This is a genomic window from Candidatus Competibacter denitrificans Run_A_D11 (genome assembly GCF_001051235.1).
Taxonomy (GTDB): Bacteria; Pseudomonadota; Gammaproteobacteria; order Competibacterales; family Competibacteraceae; genus Competibacter_A; species Competibacter_A denitrificans.
Genome location: NZ_CBTJ020000001.1, coordinates 1 through 17,867, shown reverse-complemented (window position 1 = coordinate 17,867; position 17,867 = coordinate 1). Strand labels below are relative to the sequence as shown.

Below are 17,867 nucleotides of genomic sequence, written 5' to 3'. Positions count from 1 at the left end.
GTTCCCTCATCAGGCAACCCGGCGGACGGGCCACGAGACGATCATCTTGCCTGCTTTGATTTCCTCGGCAGTACGCGGGTAGTGTCTTTTCATCTTGGCGGGCCAGACCGCAGTGAGTAGGACAACGGGGATTTGTAGCGACTGACGCGGCCCCCCTCCAATCGCTGCGATCAAATTTGCGGTCGCCGAAGCCACGTTGGGAGTTGAGTTCAATAAAGCGGTCAGGAGTTCCCAAGCCGTGATATTCCGCAAAGCCTCGCGCCAGGGGTAGGCGTTTTCCTCTCGAAGTTCCATCCCCGATCCCATCACCGACCGTATGTCAACATCGGCGATTCCGTAGCAAGCCGAGGCATTGGTGTTGGTCGTAGGCAGGCAATGCGGCTTACCCACATCCACATGGTCCAGGCCCAGAAGATGGCCGACCTCATGAACGTGGGCGCGCTGCATCACGGACTTGCCTTTGCTATCGGTGCGTTTTTTGTTGAGGTTGGTATCTTTACTGTCATAGAGCGTTGAATGCGAGCCAAACCAGCTTTCACTGGCATGGAGGCGCACCACATCAATGGTGTGATGGTTGCCGGCCGCATTTGCTTCGTTGCCGATCAATTTGAAGCGGCACCAGACGTTCGGGTAATAGGTTTCCCCGGCTTGGGTAAAGGAAAACGCCCCGGCATCGTTGATCAGCCAGAATTTGCCATTCCAGAAGGATTGAGCGGATTGAACGAAATTTGCCTTCCACGCCGTCCATGAGGCGTCGGTCCATTTGATGATTTTGCGCGAGGGTGCGGTGGCGTCGCCATAGTCGTTATAGGTGCCCTCGGCCGCACCCCCTGCGGGGTTGATCTGACGAAAACCCATCCTAAGGGTAAGCGTAAGCTCCGCGTTGTTGTAGGCGTCGCAGACGTCGGTGTTTAGCTCCGCATCGAACCGTTTGAAGGACAGTTTGCTTTTCATCGAAATACACTCTGGTTTGAGGGTTCCCCCATCAGGAGGATCAGTGTGCAGGGAGCGGCGTAACCTTCTCCATGCGAGTTTCGCCTGGTGATCGGCGCTGATTGAACCATCAATTCTCTGGAAATGGTGGTGATCGTGATGGAGGAAGTTATCAAGAATCATACCAGGGCGTTTTGGTCGCACTGATGTTACTAAGAGTAGCGCGGTCAGCGGGAAATGGAATGGTTCAGCGCTTTCAGTCGGGTGATTGGGCTTTCAAGTGGTCAGAATGAACCGGTTACTTTGGCCTACTCAGGTAGGATTGGGCTTGTGACGAGAGGCCAGGGCCAGTGGAGTTGAGCGCCTTAGTCGGCGCACGCCCGATAATTTTCATCCAGCGCCGGGCGCAATACGATCAGCGCGGCGATGCGGCGGGTCATCCAAGTGAATTCCAATGCTTCGTCGGTTTCAAGCGGTCGATTCAGCAGTTCGTATTCTCGGTACGACAGCCATTTTTTCAGCACTTGATAGCCGCCGAGGGTGTAATCCCACACCGGGCGCGGTACGTTTTTCCAGTAGCAATCAGCATTTAGATACACATCCAGCGTTTCCTCACCCAGCGCTGGTTGTTCTGTTCCCGCGAATGGTCGGCTGACCGTGCGCCCCTTGCCGGGCATGGTGACGCCACCCTTGCCGGCATGGCCCCAACTGGCGGTGAGCTTCAAGCGTTCCGGGCTGATGGCGGCCGCTCCGACCGATGTGAGCAAGCCGATAGCGGCCAGTTCCGGGCGTGGCTTGCCCTGGGTGACGCCGGGCAACGGGGTTTCGGTGTCGAGTAGGGCGGCGATTTGGCAGCCCAGTTCGGCGGAAGCCAGCAGACGTTCCCGTGTGGCGGGTAGCGGAATACGCGGCCAGTCTTGTTTCAAGGCTCCGGCGTTGTCAGCGCAATAGGCAGGCGCGTGCAGCACGGCGACGAGGTGATGGAATAGCGTCGGTGGGTCGGATTCGAGGCGGGCGAGGTAGTCAGCGGCAGCTTTGCTGAGGTTGGGTTGATATTCATCGCGCTGGTGAAAGGGCTTGATGTAAACCGGAAAAAGGTTAGCTCCTCGTTCGATAAGATGCCCTGCACCATGTATTTTAGTGACAGTGGGTGGATCGAAATCTCGTCGGAGCTTTTGAGCAGCAGTAAACCAGATGTTTTCTGTAATGACTTGTGGAAAATATTCGCTGCGGTTTCTATCAAGCAACTTGGTTTCTGCTTCCCAATAAAGCCAGCGAGTGTCAAAAGGTCGGTAAGCATAACGGACGATGTTTTCCGGTCGAAAGCCGCGTTTTTTTAACGCTGTACGAGTTGCTTTAGGATCAAAACCGCTGGTTTTCTCCATCAAACTCGGCGCAATCCGGCGTATTTCTTCATCGCTGACGTTTGGATCGAAATAGCGCTGCATCCGTTGTTCCAAAGCTGCCCGGTCAATATCCACCAGCGCTTCATCGCGGCTGGTTTTTACGCCAGGAAAGGAAGCTGGTAGCAAATCCGGTAGCAGCGGCCACGCCAGATAGTGCGCTTCCACTTGCATCGGTGTGAACGGCAAGCCCAATTCGAGCGGTGGTTGCAGCAGTTGGTAATCGGAATCGGGCGGTTGATTGAGGCTTTTCAGCAATTCCTCGCGTTTGAATTTTCCCCACCAATATCGGAAATGAAGCAGGGGAGTATCCGATTGCGGTTTCTTCGCCAGTAAAGCAATGGCGGTTCCGACTTGAATCCCTTCCGGGTTGAATTCGGTGGAAAACACGCTGGGATCGGGCAAGCCTTCGGGTGTCAACTTGCCGGTTTTATATTTATCGCCATTCAGGCAATCAATCCACACCCGGTCGAACTTCTCCAAAAAACGCTCACGCATTCCGGTAAACGATAAGCCGTCCAGCCAGGAATAATTGGAGATAAAGCAAATCACCCCGCGCCCGCTGTGCTCGACAATGTGCCGTTCCGCCATCCGATAAAAACGTACATACAAATCATTCAAACCCTGGCCTTGCGGCGGCGGCGCGCGGCGAGTTTGCCGGTAAGCGCGGGTCAGTTCCTGCTCTTCATCCATCGCCACCCCGGCGAAACCGTTGTAGGGCGGATTGCCGAGAATCACCAGAATTCGCCGTTCCTGCTTCACCGCCCGCGCCGCGTTGTTCTCCGCCATCAACTCCGGGAAATTCAGCGCCAGTTGTGCCATGCGCCGCTTGCCGTCCTCGTCCGGCGGCTGCCAGCCGGTCAGCGCGTTGGTCAGATACACCCCCAGCCGTTCCGCCTGATCGGTGGCGGCGTCCACCTGGAGCGCCGCGCCCCATTGGTGCAGCAACAAGCCCAATTGCAGATGCGCCACCACATACGGCGCGGGCAGCAACTCGAAGCCAAACACTCGCTCCAGCGCCGCCTGCTTCAGTTTCGCCGCCGCCAAACCGCCCAAGCCCTGCTCATCCAGCTTGTCCTTGATGTGGCGCAGCACCTCGGTTAAATACGCACCGGTGCCGCAGCACGGATCAAGGATGAACACCTGCGGATCGGCCAGCCCGTCGGTGATTCCCAGCTCCTCCCTTAACACCGCATCGACCCGCGCCACCATGTAGCGGACGATTTCCGGCGGCGTGTACCAAACGCCCAATTGTTTGCGCAGTTCCGGGTCGAAGGCGTGCAGAAATGGTTCGTAGAAATACTGCACCGCGCCGGTGGCGGCGAACTGGCCGAAAAAGGCCGGGCGATCCACTCGATTCAACACCGCATTGACCCGATCCAGCACCTCCGCCAAACCCAATGGCCGTAGCCGCGAGGGTTGCGCCAGTTGCTCGAACAGCGCATGAATCATCGGCACCCGCAGCGTCCAACTGGCCATCTTCCAATTGAAGGTATCGCGCCGATCCGGCTGCTCCTGATGCCACAGCACCCACGCCGAAAACGCGCCATAGAACAAGGTCTGAATCAGGGTGGAGCGAAAGAAATGCTCGCCATCACTGGCGTCGAAATGCAAGCCCAGCGCATTTTCCAGCGCCGCGCGCAAAGCGGCTAAGGCGGGTAAATCGGGTTGATCCGCCAGCCGCGCTCGCGCATCGCGGGCATAGGAGGCCAGAAACCAGGCCACATCGCGCGGATTATCGAGCGGCGCAGCGCACAGCAACGCCCGCTTGAGAAACTCCAGCAAGCGCTCGCCCTCGGTTTGGGCGAAACTGCACGGTTGCACCAGCCTGGCCCAGAAGGCATCCGCCGAGGTCGCCAGCCGCAGCGTTTCCAACACGGTGGGCTGGCCCAGCCGATCCGTGCCCACCAACAGAAAATCGCGGTAATTAGTGACCAGCACCAGCCGGTATTTCGTCCAGTATTTGCTAACTTGGGCGCTGCTGGCAGTCAACCAACTGTCTTCAGTGACGCTTTTCACTTCCACCGCGCCGCGCTCCGGCAACTGACCCGGCAACGGTTCCGCTTCGCCCTTGGGGATTTGATGGGCGGCGAACAAGCCAACGTCCGGGCTACCGGCTCCGACATTTTTCAACTGCGATACCGCCAGCACCCGTGGTTTGAGCGTCTCGCCGACTGCGTTCAGCAAGTTGATTAGCGGGGGATAAAACGAGGTTTCCTTGACCCCGCCGCCGGTGGCGCGCACCTCAGCCAAGGCGGTGAAATAGCTTTCAGCGGGTGATTTCATGGCGCTGAGGCTGGTGGCTGTGATGGCGCAGCGCCGGTCAGACGTTCAATCTGCCGGTCGTGAATGCCGGAGAAAACCAGCAACGCGGTGATGCCGCCGATCAGCGCCAGAAACATATCCGATTGCGTATCCCACGGATCGCCTTGCGTACCGAGAAACTCATCCGCGCCCTGGCCCAAAATCAGCGCGGCGGCCCATTCGATTAGCTCGTAAGTCGCACTGATTGCCAGAATGATGCACAAAACGATGAACGCCAGCATGTTCCGACCGCGCACAAATTGGCCGCGCACCAGAATTTCCCGCGCTATCAGGGCGGGCACGAAGCCTTGCATGAAGTGGCCGATCTTGTCGTAGGGATTGCGGCTCAGATCGAATAAATCGGCAATATAAAAGCCTAGCGGTACGCGGGCATAGCTGTAAGCACCGCCCAGCATCAGCACCAAGGCATGAACGAAGATTAAAAAATACAATAGGTTAGTCAGGGGATAGCGGTGATAGGTCGCCCACAGCACCGGCAGGGTGATCACCACCGGGAACACCTCCAGCATCCAGGTGGTGCGGTCGAAGGGCTTTAGGCCCGATAGCGTTAGCAGCACCAGCAAAGCAACAGTGGCGAGTATCAGGGTTTGCGAGCGTTGTAAGGGCATCATCGTCCAGGTTTTCCGTGTGGTCCTCGGCAGGTGTCACAGCAATTTCACCCATCCCTACATACTCTAATCAGAATCTGGCGGGAACGCCTAGCGAGAATTGCCGCCTTGGCGTGTGTGGGTCTGCTCTATACAAACGCCTTGTCATTGCAGCAGTCAGGAATTTGCCCCGCTGGCCTCGCACAGCAGCGGTGGCCGGGAACGGGCGACGATAGCACTAGATTGAAACAAAATTTGAACGAACTTTAACGATTTATGTTGTCTAATTAGCTAACGATAATATCGGTCGTATGTCCTCTAATATCACATAGATCATCTACTGGCTGCTCGGTGGTCATAGGGTCACCTCTCAGGCTTTAGACACCTTCACATTCAATGCCCTGGCGTTCGTACTCGATAGCCCCGGCATCACCGATATAACGCCTGCGGGTCAGGATGCTTAGGCAGAGGGGTTTTGCTCGCCGGCTTTCCGGCTTTAGCTCTCCTGCTTCTTCACTGATTCCCAACAACGGCGTCCATTCTCATGCGGATTCGTGAAGCCTTGCCCTTACTGAAAGCGCGGCTCTCCGGTCGCGGTTCCACGAGTCATCTTGCTACCGATGAACCACCGCTGCGTGCCGAGCTGTTCAGCGCCGTACAGATGGAACAGCATGGCAAGCGCTTGGCAGCTTCCCACCCATTGCTGGTCGGACAACTCCCTGATCGACTACTGGCGCGCCTGACCGAAAACGAGCGCGTCCTGACCGAGGTTTGCACGCTGCTAACCGCAGCAGTGACTGCGAAGCAACGAATCGCCCCGGCCGGGGAGTGGTTGCTGGACAATTTTTATCTGATCGAAGAACAAATCCGCACCGCCAAACGCCACCTGCCCAAAGGCTACAGTCGGGAACTGCCCCGTTTGAGCGGTGGGCCGTCGTCCGGGTTGCCGCGTGTGTACGATCTGGCCCTGGAAATCATCGCGCACGGCGACGGTCGGGTAGACCCGGACACCCTGAGTCGCTTTATCGCCGCTTACCAGAGCGTCTCGGTTCTCAAACTCGGCGAATTGTGGGCGGTGCCGATCATGTTGCGGCTGGCGCTGATCGAGAATCTGCGGCGCGCGGCGGCCCGGATCGCTACCAGCGCCACCGACCGCCATCGGGCCGGAGACTGGGCTGATCAGTTGACGGCGATGGTCGAGACAGACCCGAAAAATCTGGTTTTGACCGTGGCCGACATGGCCCGATCCAACCCGTCGTTATCGAGCGCTTTTGTGGCGGAATTGGTGCGACGCTTGCGAGGCCAAAGCGCCACGCTGGCTTTGCCGCTGTCGTGGATCGAGCAGCATCTTGCGGATTTGGGTCTGACCATTGAGCAATCGGTTCAAGCCGAGACCCAGCAACAAGCCGCCAATCAGGTATCGGTCAGCAACAGTATCGGCAGTCTGCGCGCCCTGGGGGCGATGGACTGGCGCGAGTTCGTGGAGACGCTGAGCGCGGTCGAGCATATCTTGCGGGACGATCCGAGCGGCGTTTACGGCAGGATGGATTTCGCAACGCGGGACTGTTACCGGCATATCGTGGAGAAGCTGGCGAGAAACAGCCCGTTAGCCGAAACCGAGGTCGCCCGCCATGCCATCGGCCTGGCCAGGGATCAGGCCGCCCGCTCTCATCGCAGCGACCGGGCCGCGCATGTCGGCTACTACCTCATAGTCACCGCCGGTTTGTCGCAGCTCGAACGCCTGGTGCAGGCCCGTTTTCACCCAGCGGCGGCCTTGATCCGAGCGGGTCGCCAATTTCCTTTAGCGCTGTATCTGGGCGCGATAGTTCTCATGACGGCGGTCTTCACCGGCAGCCTGCTCAGCCAGGCGCGGATTGAAGGGCTGTCGAGTGGAATGCTCGTGCTGCTGGGCCTACTGGCGGTGGTGGCCACCAGCCATCTGGCGGTGGCGCTGACCAATTGGCTGGCAACGCGGCTGGTGTCGCCGCTCACCCTGCCACGGCTGGATTTTTCCAGCGATATTCCACCGACAGCGCGGACTCTGGTGGTCACGCCGACGCTGATTAGCAGCTTTCAGGCCATCGACGACTTACTGGAAGGGCTGGAAGTCCGCTTCCTGGCCAATCAGGATCACCATTTGTATTTTGGCTTGCTAACTGATTTCCGTGATGCGCCACAGGAGACGCTGCCGGAAGATGCGGCGCTGGTCGCGGCAGTCGCACAAGGCATTGCCGCACTGAACGAAAAATACCCACGAGCCAGGGGTGAGGATGCGTTCTTTCTGTTTCACCGAGCACGCCGCTGGAATCCCCAGGAAGGGGTCTGGATGGGCTACGAGCGCAAGCGTGGCAAGCTGGGCGATTTGAACGCCCTCTTGCGAGGCAAGGCTGGAGACCGCTTCTCGCGGGTTGTCGGCGATACGACGATGCTGGAAAACGTCCAGTACGTCATCACGCTGGATACCGATACCCAATTGCCGCGCGATACGGCCCGCGAATTAGTCGGCGTCATGGCGCATCCGCTCAATCGGCCGCATTACGATGAAAGTCAGCAGCGCGTCCGGCAAGGCTACGGCATTTTGCAACCCCGCGTTACCGTGAGCCTGACCGGCATGAACCGCTCCAGATACGCCCGGCTCCACAGCAATGATGCGGGTATTGACCCCTATACACGGGCTGTTTCCGATGTCTATCAGGACTGGTTTCAGGAAGGCTCTTTCATCGGCAAGGGCATCTACGATGTTGATGCCTTCGAACACGCGCTCGCGGGTCGCTTTCCCGAAAATCGCATCCTCAGCCACGATCTGCTGGAAGGTTGTTACGCGCGGTCGGGCCTGTTAAGTGATGTGCAGTTTTATGAAGACTATCCCGTGTCCTACCGCGTGGATGTCAGTCGCCGCCACCGCTGGATTCGCGGGGACTGGCAAATCGCGCACTGGCTGTTGCCCCGCGTGCCCGATCTGGAAGGGCGCTCGTGCAAAAATCCACTGACCGCCTTATCCCGCTGGAAGCTTTTCGACAACCTGCGCCGCAGTGTGGCCCCAGCCGCGTTGACGCTGTTGCTGGTGCTGGGCTGGCTGGTGTTGGCGAGTCCAGTTTTTTGGACGTTGGCCGTGCTCGGTATTCTCTTATTGCCGCCGGCCATTGCCGCGTTTCCGGGGCTGGTGGGCAAACCCGGTGATATCGGCTGGCGCCAGCATCTCAGCACTGCCGCGTGGTCGCTGCTTCAGCAGTTGGCAAATGAGGTTTTCACGCTCGCTTGTTTACCCTATGAAGCGTTTTTCAGCCTGGACGCCATCGGGCGCACCCTGTGGCGGATGGCGTCCAGCGGTCGGGGCTTGTTGGAATGGACACCCTCGACTGATGCAACACACCAGAAGCGGAGCGATCTTGCGGAGTTCTATCGGACGATGGTCAGCGCACCGACGCTGGCGGCGCTGACGACGGCGGGTCTGGCGCTACTCAATCCGGTGGCGCTGGTCGCAGCCGGGCCGGTTCTGCTGTTGTGGTTGCTGGCACCGGGCATCGCCTGGTGGTTGAGCCGTCCCTTGCAGCGCCGTGAAGCACGGCTAAGCGACGAGCAACGGCGGTTCCTGCGAGCGAACGCGCGCAAAATCTGGCGGTTTTTTGAAACCTTCGTCGGGCCGCAGGACTACTGGCTGCCGCCGGATAACTATCAGGAACAGCCGCCTGCCGTCGCCCATCGCACCTCGCCCACCAACATCGGGCTGTCGTTGCTGGCGAATTTATCGGCCTACGATTTCGGCTACCTCACCGCCGGGCAACTGGCCGAGCGAACCGCTTGCACGCTGCGCACGATGGCGGGCCTGGAGCAGTATCGCGGCCATTTCTACAACTGGTACGACACCCAATCGCTCAAGCCGCTGTACCCGATCTACATCTCAGCGGTGGACAGCGGCAACCTGGCCGGTCACTTGCTGATTTTGCAGTCTGGATTGCGTGCGCTATCGGACGACCCCATTATCGGAGTCCGCTGGGTTGATGGCTTGCAAGACACCTTCGGGATGCTGGCGGAGGCACTGAAACAAAAGTTGCCGCTGCCCCTCAAGCAATTCCAGCAAGCTTTGGAACGGGCTGCTTCAGAGCGCCCCGGCACACTGGTTGCCGTGCACCAGCTTCTCCAACAGCTCACCGCCGCCGCTGAACAAGGCGCTGGCGAGGTAGAGAAGAATGCCGACAAAACAGCGTGGGAATGGGCGCAAGCCCTGGCCCAGCAATGTCGGAGCGCGTTGGATGAACTGCTGTTTCTCGCGCCGTGGCTCACGCTGCCGCCTCCGCCGGACAGCGGGTTGACGGGGTTCCTGGTAAGCGGCGCTCTGCCGACCTTGCGGCAACTGGCCCAACTGGACGCGGAATCGGCGGCGCTGTTGGAGCAGCGGCCCGGATTATCGCCAGCGGTGGCGTCAGCGGCGCGCAAGTGGCTGATTGAGACAGGGCCAGCCTTTCAGATCGCCCGCCGCCATGCCTGCGAGCGCCTTGCCGCTATCGAGCAGTTGGCGCTACACGCCGGCGAAATGGCGCAAATGGATTACGATTTTTTGTACGATCCAGCGCAGCACCTGCTGGCGATTGGCTACAACTACAGCGACCGACGGCGGGATGTCAGCTACTACGACCTGCTGGCGTCGGAAGTTCGGTTGGGTGTTTTCACAGCCATTGCACAAGGCCAGTTGCCCCAAGAAAGTTGGTTTGCCCTGGGGCGGCTGTTGAGCGTCGAAGCGGGCGAACCGACGCTGATTTCCTGGAGCGGCTCGATGTTCGAGTACCTGATGCCGCTGCTGGTGATGCCCACCGATGACCACACCTTGCTCGATCAGACTTATCGGGGCGTGGTGGCCCGCCAAATCGAGTACGGTCGGCAGCGCGGTGTGCCCTGGGGGATTTCGGAATCCGGCTACAACGCGGTGGATGCCCAACTCAACTACCAATATCACGCTTTTGGCGTACCGGGTTTGGGCTTGAAGCGCGGGTTAGCCAGTGACCTGGTGGTTGCCCCTTATGCCAGCGCGCTGGCGCTGATGGTCGATCCTGAAGCCGCCTGCGCCAATTTACAGCACTTGGCCGCCGCCGGTTTTACCGGCCCATACGGCTTCTACGAGGCCATCGATTACACGCCGTCCCGGTTACCGCGCGGCCAACATCACGCCGTGGTGCGGTCATATATGGCCCACCATCAAGGCATGAGCTTTTTGGCGCTCGCCTATCTGTTACTGGATCGGCCGATGCAAAAACGCTTTGCTGCGACGCCGCAATTTCAGGCGACCGCGCTGCTGTTGCAGGAGCGCCTTCCTAAAACCATCGCGTTCCACACCCGCACCACCGGCGAATTGACCGACAGTCGGCTTATCGCGGGTGGCCCGGAGGATTCAGTGCGGGTGTTTACTACACCCAACACCCCATTCCCCGAAGTGCAGTTGTTATCCAACGGCCGTTACCATGTGATGGTGACCAATGCAGGCGGCGGTTACAGCCGCTGGAAGGAGTTAGCCCTCACTCGCTGGCGGGAAGACACCACCCGCGACCATTGGGGCACCTTCTGTTACCTGCGCGATCTGGACAGCGGCGAATTTTGGTCCACCGCTTTTCAGCCGACCCTCAAGCAACCCGACAGCTACGAAGCGATTTTTACCGAGGGCCGCGCCGAATTCCGCCGCCGCGATCATGGCATTGAGTCCTACACCGAAATTGCGGTGTCGCCAGAAGACGATATCGAACTGCGGCGGATTCGTCTTGGCAATCGATCCCGCACCCGTCGGGTCATTGAGATCACCAGCTATTCCGAGTTAGTGCTAGCCACATCGGCCGCCGATGCGCTGCATCCGGCTTTTAGCAATCTGTTTGCGCAGACCGAAATCCTGCACCCGCATCCGGCGATTCTGTGCACGCGCCGACCCCGTTCCCGCGAGGAGCAGCCGCCGTGGCTGTTTTCCCTGATGGTGGTGCGCGGCGAGACGGTAGCGAGCGTGTCGTATGAAACCGACCGAATGCAGTTTATCGGGCGCGGCCGCACCGTGGCCGAACCGCAAGCCTTACTGGAACCGGAGGCGCTCTCCGGCAGCGCTGGCTCGGTGCTCGATCCCATCGCCGCCATCCGCTATCGGATCACGCTCGATCCCGATCAAACCGCGACGGTGGATTTGGTGTGTGGGGCGTGCGACACCCGCGAGCTGGCCTGGAATCTGATCGGCAAATATCAGGATCAGCGGCTGGCGGATCGGGTGTTTGAACTGGCCTGGACCCATGCGCAGGTGGTGCTGCGTCAGCTCGACGCCACCCAGGCCGAGGCTCGACTGTACGCCCATCTGGCCAGTTCCGTGCTATACGCCAACGCTTCGTTACGCGCTGAGGCGGGCGTCATCAGTCAGAACCGGCGCGGCCAATCCGCACTGTGGGCCTATGGGATTTCCGGTGATGTGCCGATTGTGTTGTTGCAGATTGGGGATGCGACCCACATCGAACTGGTGCGCCAGTTGGTGCGGGCGCACGCCTACTGGCGTTTGAAGGGTCTGACCGTGGATCTGGTGATCTGGAACGAGGATCGCGTGGGCTACCGGCAATCGCTTCAGGAGCAAATCGTGGGCCTGATTACCGCCGGTGATGAGGCGCATATGATCGACCGACCCGGCGGCATTTTTGTACGTGCCGCCGAGCAAATCTCGCACGAGGATCGCATCCTGTTCCAGACGGTGGCTCGCGCCATTCTCAGCGACGGCCGGGGCACGCTAGCCGAGCAAATCAATCAGCGCGTGCTCCCCTATAAACACCCGCCCGTGCTTCATCCGACCCGTATCCATCAGGCCGAAACACCCATTGAGACGCCACGCCGCGAGTTGGCGTTCCGCAACGGATTAGGTGGTTTCTCCCCAGATGGTCAGGAATATGTCATCACCACTACGCCAGAGAACGTGACGCCCGCACCGTGGGCCAACGTGCTGGCGAACCGGCAATTCGGTACGGTGGTCTCGGAAAGCGGCGGAGCGTACACCTGGAGCGAAAACGCCCACATGTTTCGCCTCACCCCTTGGCGCAATGACCCGGTGACCGACGCCAGCGGCGAGGCATTTTATTTGCGCGATCAAGAAAGCGGTCATTACTGGTCACCCACGCCACTGCCCCGGCGCGGTGTCGGGCCTTACACCAGTCGGCACGGCTTCGGTTACAGCGTCTTCGAGCATACGGAAGGCGGCATCCGTTCGGAATTGTGGATGTATGTGGCCATCGACGCGCCGATCAAATTCTGGGCGCTGAAGGTGCATAACATCTCGACTGAACCGCGTCGGCTATCGGCGACCGGCTATATCGAGTGGGTGCTCGGCGACCTGCGGCCCAAGTCGATCCCCTATGTCATCACTGAAATCGATGCCGACAGCGGTGCGCTGTTCGCACGTAATCCCTACAACAGCGAATTTGCGGATCGGATTGCGTTTTTCGATGTAGACGACCCGACGCGAACCGTCAGTGGTGACCGGGTAGAATTTTTCGGTCGTAACGGTCGGCCTGACCAGCCAGCCGCACTGGGCTGGGCGCGACTATCCGGCCGGGTCGGCTCTGCCCTCGACCCCTGCGCCGCCATCCAGGTGGTGGTCGATCTCGACCCTGGCGAGGAACGCGAAATCGTGTTCAGGCTTGGGGTGGCTGGTCGGCATGGTGCGGAGGACGCCCGGACGCTGGTGCATCGTTATCGCGGCGTGGCGGCCGCCCATTCTGCCCTGGACGCCGTGCGGACTTACTGGCGTCATACCCTCGGCGCGGTGCGGGTGGAAACCCCCGACCCGTCGCTTGACGTATTGACCAACGGCTGGCTGGTCTACCAAATTCTGGCCTGTCGGCTGTGGGCGCGCAGCGGATACTATCAGTCCGGCGGCGCGTTCGGTTTCCGCGATCAGTTGCAGGATGTGATGGCGCTGGTTCATACCCAGCCGACGCTGTTGCGCGAGCAATTACTGCTGTGCGCGGCGCATCAGTTTGGGGAAGGTGACGTGCAGCATTGGTGGCATCCCCCGTCGAACCGGGGCGTGCGCACCCGCTGTTCCGACGATTATCTGTGGCTGCCGCTGGCCACAGCCCGTTACGTGCTGACGACCGGTGATTGCGAGGTATTGGATGAGCCAGTCGCCTTTCTGGAGGGTCGTCCGGTGCCGGTCGGGGAGGATTCCTATTACGACCTGCCCCAGCAATCCCAGGAAACCGCGAGTCTGTACCAGCACTGTACACGCGCTATCTTGCGCGGTCTGGCCTTGCTCAGTCCACGCGGGTTGCCGCTGATGGGCGCGGGCGACTGGAACGACGGCATGAATCTGGTCGGCATCCACGGCAAAGGCGAAAGCATCTGGCTGGGCTTTTTCCTGTACGACGTGCTGTTGCGCTTTAGCGAAGTCGCCGCCTTGTACGGTGATCGACCCTTCGTCGAACAGTGCCGTGAGCACGCGGATCGTCTGCGCCAAGCGATTCAGGAACAGGGGTGGGATGGGGCATGGTATCGCCGCGCCTATTTCGATGACGGGACGCCGCTGGGTTCCGCCAGCAACGTCGAATGTCAAATCGATTCGATCTCGCAAAGCTGGGCGGTGCTCTCCGGCGCCAGCGATGGTGCTCGCGCTCGCCTGGCTATGGACTCGCTGGACGCGCGGCTGGTGCGGCGGGATAAAGGGCTGATTCAATTGCTCGATCCACCGTTCGACAGCTCGGAGTTGAATCCCGGCTATATCAAGGGTTACGTGCCCGGCGTGCGGGAGAACGGCGGTCAATACACCCACAGCGCGGTATGGGCGACGATGGCCTTCGCCGCGCTGGGTGACCACCAGCGTGCTTGGGAGCTGTTAGGTCTGATCAATCCGATCCACCATGCCCTGACGCCCGAAGCCGTGAAAACCTACAAGGTCGAGCCTTATGTGGTGGCGGCCGATGTGTATGGGGTAGCGCCGCATATCGGCCGGGGCGGCTGGAGCTGGTATACCGGATCAGCGGGCTGGCTGTATCGGCTGATCGTGGAATCGTTGCTGGGCTTGCGGCTAGACGTGGATGTGTTGCATCTCGCGCCCTGCCTGCCCGCGGACTGGTCGGGATTCAAAGTGCATTACCGCTATCGGCAGACGGGCTACGCGATCACGGTCGCGCAAAGCGCCACCGGCGAGGGCGGAATGCAGGTGACCGTGGACGGGGTAGCACAGCCTGAACCGGTGATCCGCTTGCTGGATGACGGTCGGGAACACGCGGTGGAGGTCGAGATTTCGGAGAGGGTTGCGTTGGATTAGCGCAGAGTTATTTTGTTCGTACGATCATTTGTCTATCATACTGCTTACATAGCGTGGTTACCCTGATATTGCAGAACCACGCTTGACTTCAGTGTCTTACCTCCCTATAGTTCCGCGTCTTTGCAGCCCGGATTTTTGACAGCGCCCGCCCGCTGCCGGGTTCACCGAATTTCAAAGCGTATTGGAGTAGGGGCCAATGGCCACAATCAATCAGTTGGTGCGCAAGCCGCGTTCCAGCAAAAAAGCCAAAAGCAACGTGCCGGCGCTGGAAAGCTGTCCGCAGAAGCGCGGTGTGTGTACCCGCGTCTACACCACGACGCCGAAGAAGCCCAACTCGGCGCTGCGCAAGGTCGCGCGTGTCCGCCTGACCAACGGCCAGGAAGTGACCAGCTACATCGGCGGTGAAGGCCACAATCTGCAAGAGCACTCGGTAGTGCTGATTCGTGGCGGCCGCGTCAAGGATCTACCTGGTGTGCGTTACCACATTGTGCGCGGTAGCTTGGATACCTCCGGTATCGTCAAGCGGCGTCAGGCCCGCTCCAAGTATGGCGCCAAGCGGCCCAAATCCTAAATATCGCCTTATTCGCGTTAGTAGCAGATCGAGACGGTTATGCCCAGAAGAAGAGAAGTCCCCAAGCGCATCATCCTCCCCGATCCCAAGCACGGGAGCGAAATGCTGGCCAAGTTCGTCAATATGGTCATGGAGCGCGGCAAGAAATCCGTGGCTGAAAGTATCGTCTACGGTGCGCTGGATGTCATGGCCGAGAAGGGCAAGGAAAACCCCATGGAGACGCTGGAGCAGGCGCTCGATAATGTGCGGCCGGTCGTCGAGGTGAAATCTCGCCGGGTCGGTGGCGCGACTTATCAGGTGCCTATCGAAGTCCGCTCGATTCGCCGTAACACCCTGGCGATGCGCTGGCTGATCGACGCTTCCCGTAAGCGTGGCGAAAAATCCATGGCCCGGCGTCTGGCCGGTGAGTTGCTGGATGCCGCGGACAGTCGCGGCGCCGCCGTCAAGAAGCGCGAGGACGTGCATCGCATGGCGGAAGCCAATAAGGCTTTCGCCCATTATCGCTGGTAAGTTTGGTTCGTAAGGAATAAAGAGTCGTGGCCCGTAAAACCCCCATCGAGCGCTACCGAAACCTCGGTATCATGGCTCACATTGATGCCGGCAAGACCACAGTGAGCGAGCGCATCCTGTTCTATACGGGCGTCTCCCACAAGCTGGGCGAAGTGCATGATGGCGCAGCCACGATGGATTGGATGGTGCAGGAGCAAGAGCGCGGCATCACCATTACCTCTGCGGCGACGACCTGCTTTTGGGACGGCATGGCGGGCCAGTTTGACGAGCATCGCGTCAACATTATCGATACCCCTGGCCACGTCGATTTCACCATTGAAGTCGAGCGTTCATTGCGGGTATTGGATGGCGCGTGCGCGGTATTTTGCGCAGTCGGCGGTGTGGAACCACAATCGGAAACCGTTTGGCGGCAAGCCAATAAATACGGTGTGCCACGTCTGGCGTTCATCAATAAGATGGATCGTGCCGGAGCTGATTTTCTGCGTGTGGTCGGCCAGATTGAAAGCCGTTTGGGCGCCAAGCCGGTGCCGATCCAGCTTCCTATCGGGGCTGAAGACCAGTTCAGGGGCTTGGTCGATCTGGTGAAGATGCAAGGCGTCAATTGGGACGAGGAAAGCCTCGGCATGAAGTTCGAATATGTCGAGATTCCCGCCAATTTGCGTGCCGATTGCGAAGCATGGCGCGAGAAGATGGTCGAAGCTGCCGCTGAAGCCTCCGACGAGTTAATGGATAAATATCTCGAAGGTCACACCCTGACCGAGGAAGAGATTTACGCCGGGATTCGCGCCCGCACCCTCAAAGGTGAGATTGTGCCGGCGTTGTGCGGCTCCGCGTTCAAGAATAAGGGCGTGCAGGCGATGCTGGATGCGGTGATCCGCTATTTGCCTTCACCTATCGACAAGCCGCCGGTTACAGGGGTGCTGGATGATGCCGCCGAGAGCGAAGGCGAGCGCCCAGCGAGTGATAATTCGCCGTTTGCCGCACTGGCATTCAAGATCGCAACCGATCCCTTCGTCGGTACCCTGACCTTCATCCGCTGCTATTCCGGCGTGGTCAATTCCGGCGATTCCGTTTATAACCCGGTCAAGAGCCGGCGCGAGCGCATCGGTCGGCTGGTACAGATGCACGCCAACAGCCGTGAGGAAATCAAGGAAATTCGTGCGGGCGATATCGCTGCTTGCGTTGGGCTGAAAGATGTCACCACCGGTGATACCCTGTGCGATCCCGATAAGATCATCACCTTGGAGCGGATGGAATTCCCTGAGCCGGTGATCTCTGTGGCGGTGGAACCCAAGACCAAGGCCGACCAGGAAAGAATGGGCGTTGCCCTGAGCAAATTGGCGCAAGAAGATCCCTCTTTCCGAGTGCATACCGATCAGGAATCAGGCCAGACTATCATTTCTGGCATGGGCGAGTTGCATCTGGAAATCATCGTAGATCGGCTCAAGCGTGAGTTCAAAGTCGATGCTAATGTCGGCAAGCCGCGTGTTGCCTATCGTGAAACGATCCGCAAGGCAGTGGAACAAGAAGGTAAATTCGTGCGCCAGTCCGGCGGTCGCGGTCAGTATGGTCATGTCTGGCTGAAACTTGAGCCGCGCGAGCCGGGGGCAGGGTACGAGTTCGTCAATGCCATCGTCGGTGGCGTGGTTCCCAGAGAATACGTTCCAGCCGTTGACAAAGGCGTGCAGGAACAGATGGAAAAGGGTGTGCTGGCGGGCTATCCCGTGGTGGATGTCAAGGTCACGATCTTCGACGGCTCTTACCATGAGGTCGATTCCAGTGAAATGGCCTTCAAGATCGCGGGATCAATCGGCTTTAAGGAAGGTGCTCACAAGGCGGGCGCGATCCTGTTGGAACCCATCATGAAAGTGGAAGTCGTCACTCCCGAAGACTACATGGGCGATGTCATGGGTGATCTGAATCGTCGGCGTGGCATCTTGCAGGGTATGGACGATTCGCCATCGGGCAAGGTCATCCGCGCCGAAGTGCCGCTCGCGGAAATGTTCGGCTATGCCACCGATCTGCGTTCGGCCACTCAGGGCCGCGCGACCTATTCCATGGAATTTGCAAAATACAACGAAGCCCCTGCTACCATCGCCGAAGCAGTGGTCAAGAAAGCATCCTGAAATTTTTGCTGAATATCTGTTTTGGTTGGAGTGAGTACGGTGTCCAAAGAAAAGTTTGAGCGAACGAAGCCGCATGTCAATGTAGGGACGATAGGGCATGTAGATCATGGGAAGACGACGTTAACGGCGGCGATCACC

The 17,867-nt window shown here is 59.3% G+C and carries 8 protein-coding genes; 5 read left to right on the top strand and 3 right to left on the bottom strand.

Annotated elements, in window-relative coordinates; all coding sequences use genetic code 11:
* Positions 1-9 precede the first annotated feature (9 nt).
* From BN873_RS00035 to BN873_RS00025, 3 genes are all read right to left on the bottom strand, one after another.
* Positions 10-1,116 (bottom strand): hypothetical protein, encoded by a 1,107-nt coding sequence (locus BN873_RS00035; protein WP_242434330.1) that lies wholly within the window; start codon positions 1,114-1,116, stop codon positions 10-12.
* A 182-nt stretch (positions 1,117-1,298) separates the two neighbouring features.
* Positions 1,299-4,622 carry a type ISP restriction/modification enzyme gene (locus BN873_RS00030; RefSeq protein ID WP_048669817.1) on the bottom strand — a complete coding sequence of 1,108 codons (3,324 nt, stop codon included), beginning with the start codon at positions 4,620-4,622 and terminating at the stop codon, positions 1,299-1,301.
* Entirely contained in the window at positions 4,619-5,269 is a 651-nt protein-coding gene (locus BN873_RS00025) for a DUF2238 domain-containing protein (RefSeq protein WP_048670078.1), read from the bottom strand. Before BN873_RS00025 ends, BN873_RS00030 begins: the two co-directional genes overlap by 4 nt.
* Before the next feature lie 523 nt (positions 5,270-5,792).
* On the opposite strand from BN873_RS00025, the gene BN873_RS00020 reads away from it, so the two are divergent.
* The 5 genes from BN873_RS00020 to BN873_RS19175 form a co-directional block, all read left to right on the top strand.
* Positions 5,793-14,522, top strand: a complete 8,730-nt coding sequence (locus tag BN873_RS00020; protein ID WP_048669816.1) for a GH36-type glycosyl hydrolase domain-containing protein — start codon at positions 5,793-5,795, stop codon at positions 14,520-14,522.
* A 196-nt stretch (positions 14,523-14,718) separates the two neighbouring features.
* Positions 14,719-15,093 carry a 30S ribosomal protein S12 gene (rpsL, locus tag BN873_RS00015; RefSeq protein WP_048669815.1) on the top strand — a complete coding sequence of 125 codons (375 nt, stop codon included), beginning with the start codon at positions 14,719-14,721 and terminating at the stop codon, positions 15,091-15,093.
* 39 nt (positions 15,094-15,132) lie between these two features.
* Positions 15,133-15,603, top strand: a complete 471-nt coding sequence (gene rpsG / locus BN873_RS00010; RefSeq protein WP_048669814.1) for a 30S ribosomal protein S7 — start codon at positions 15,133-15,135, stop codon at positions 15,601-15,603.
* 26 nt (positions 15,604-15,629) lie between these two features.
* A complete protein-coding gene (fusA, locus tag BN873_RS00005; protein ID WP_048669813.1) occupies positions 15,630-17,729 on the top strand; it encodes an elongation factor G in 2,100 nt (699 codons plus the stop codon).
* Between the two features lie 39 nt (positions 17,730-17,768).
* On the top strand, positions 17,769-17,867 hold a 99-nt coding region (locus BN873_RS19175; RefSeq protein ID WP_001363157.1), incomplete at its 3' end, for a GTP-binding protein.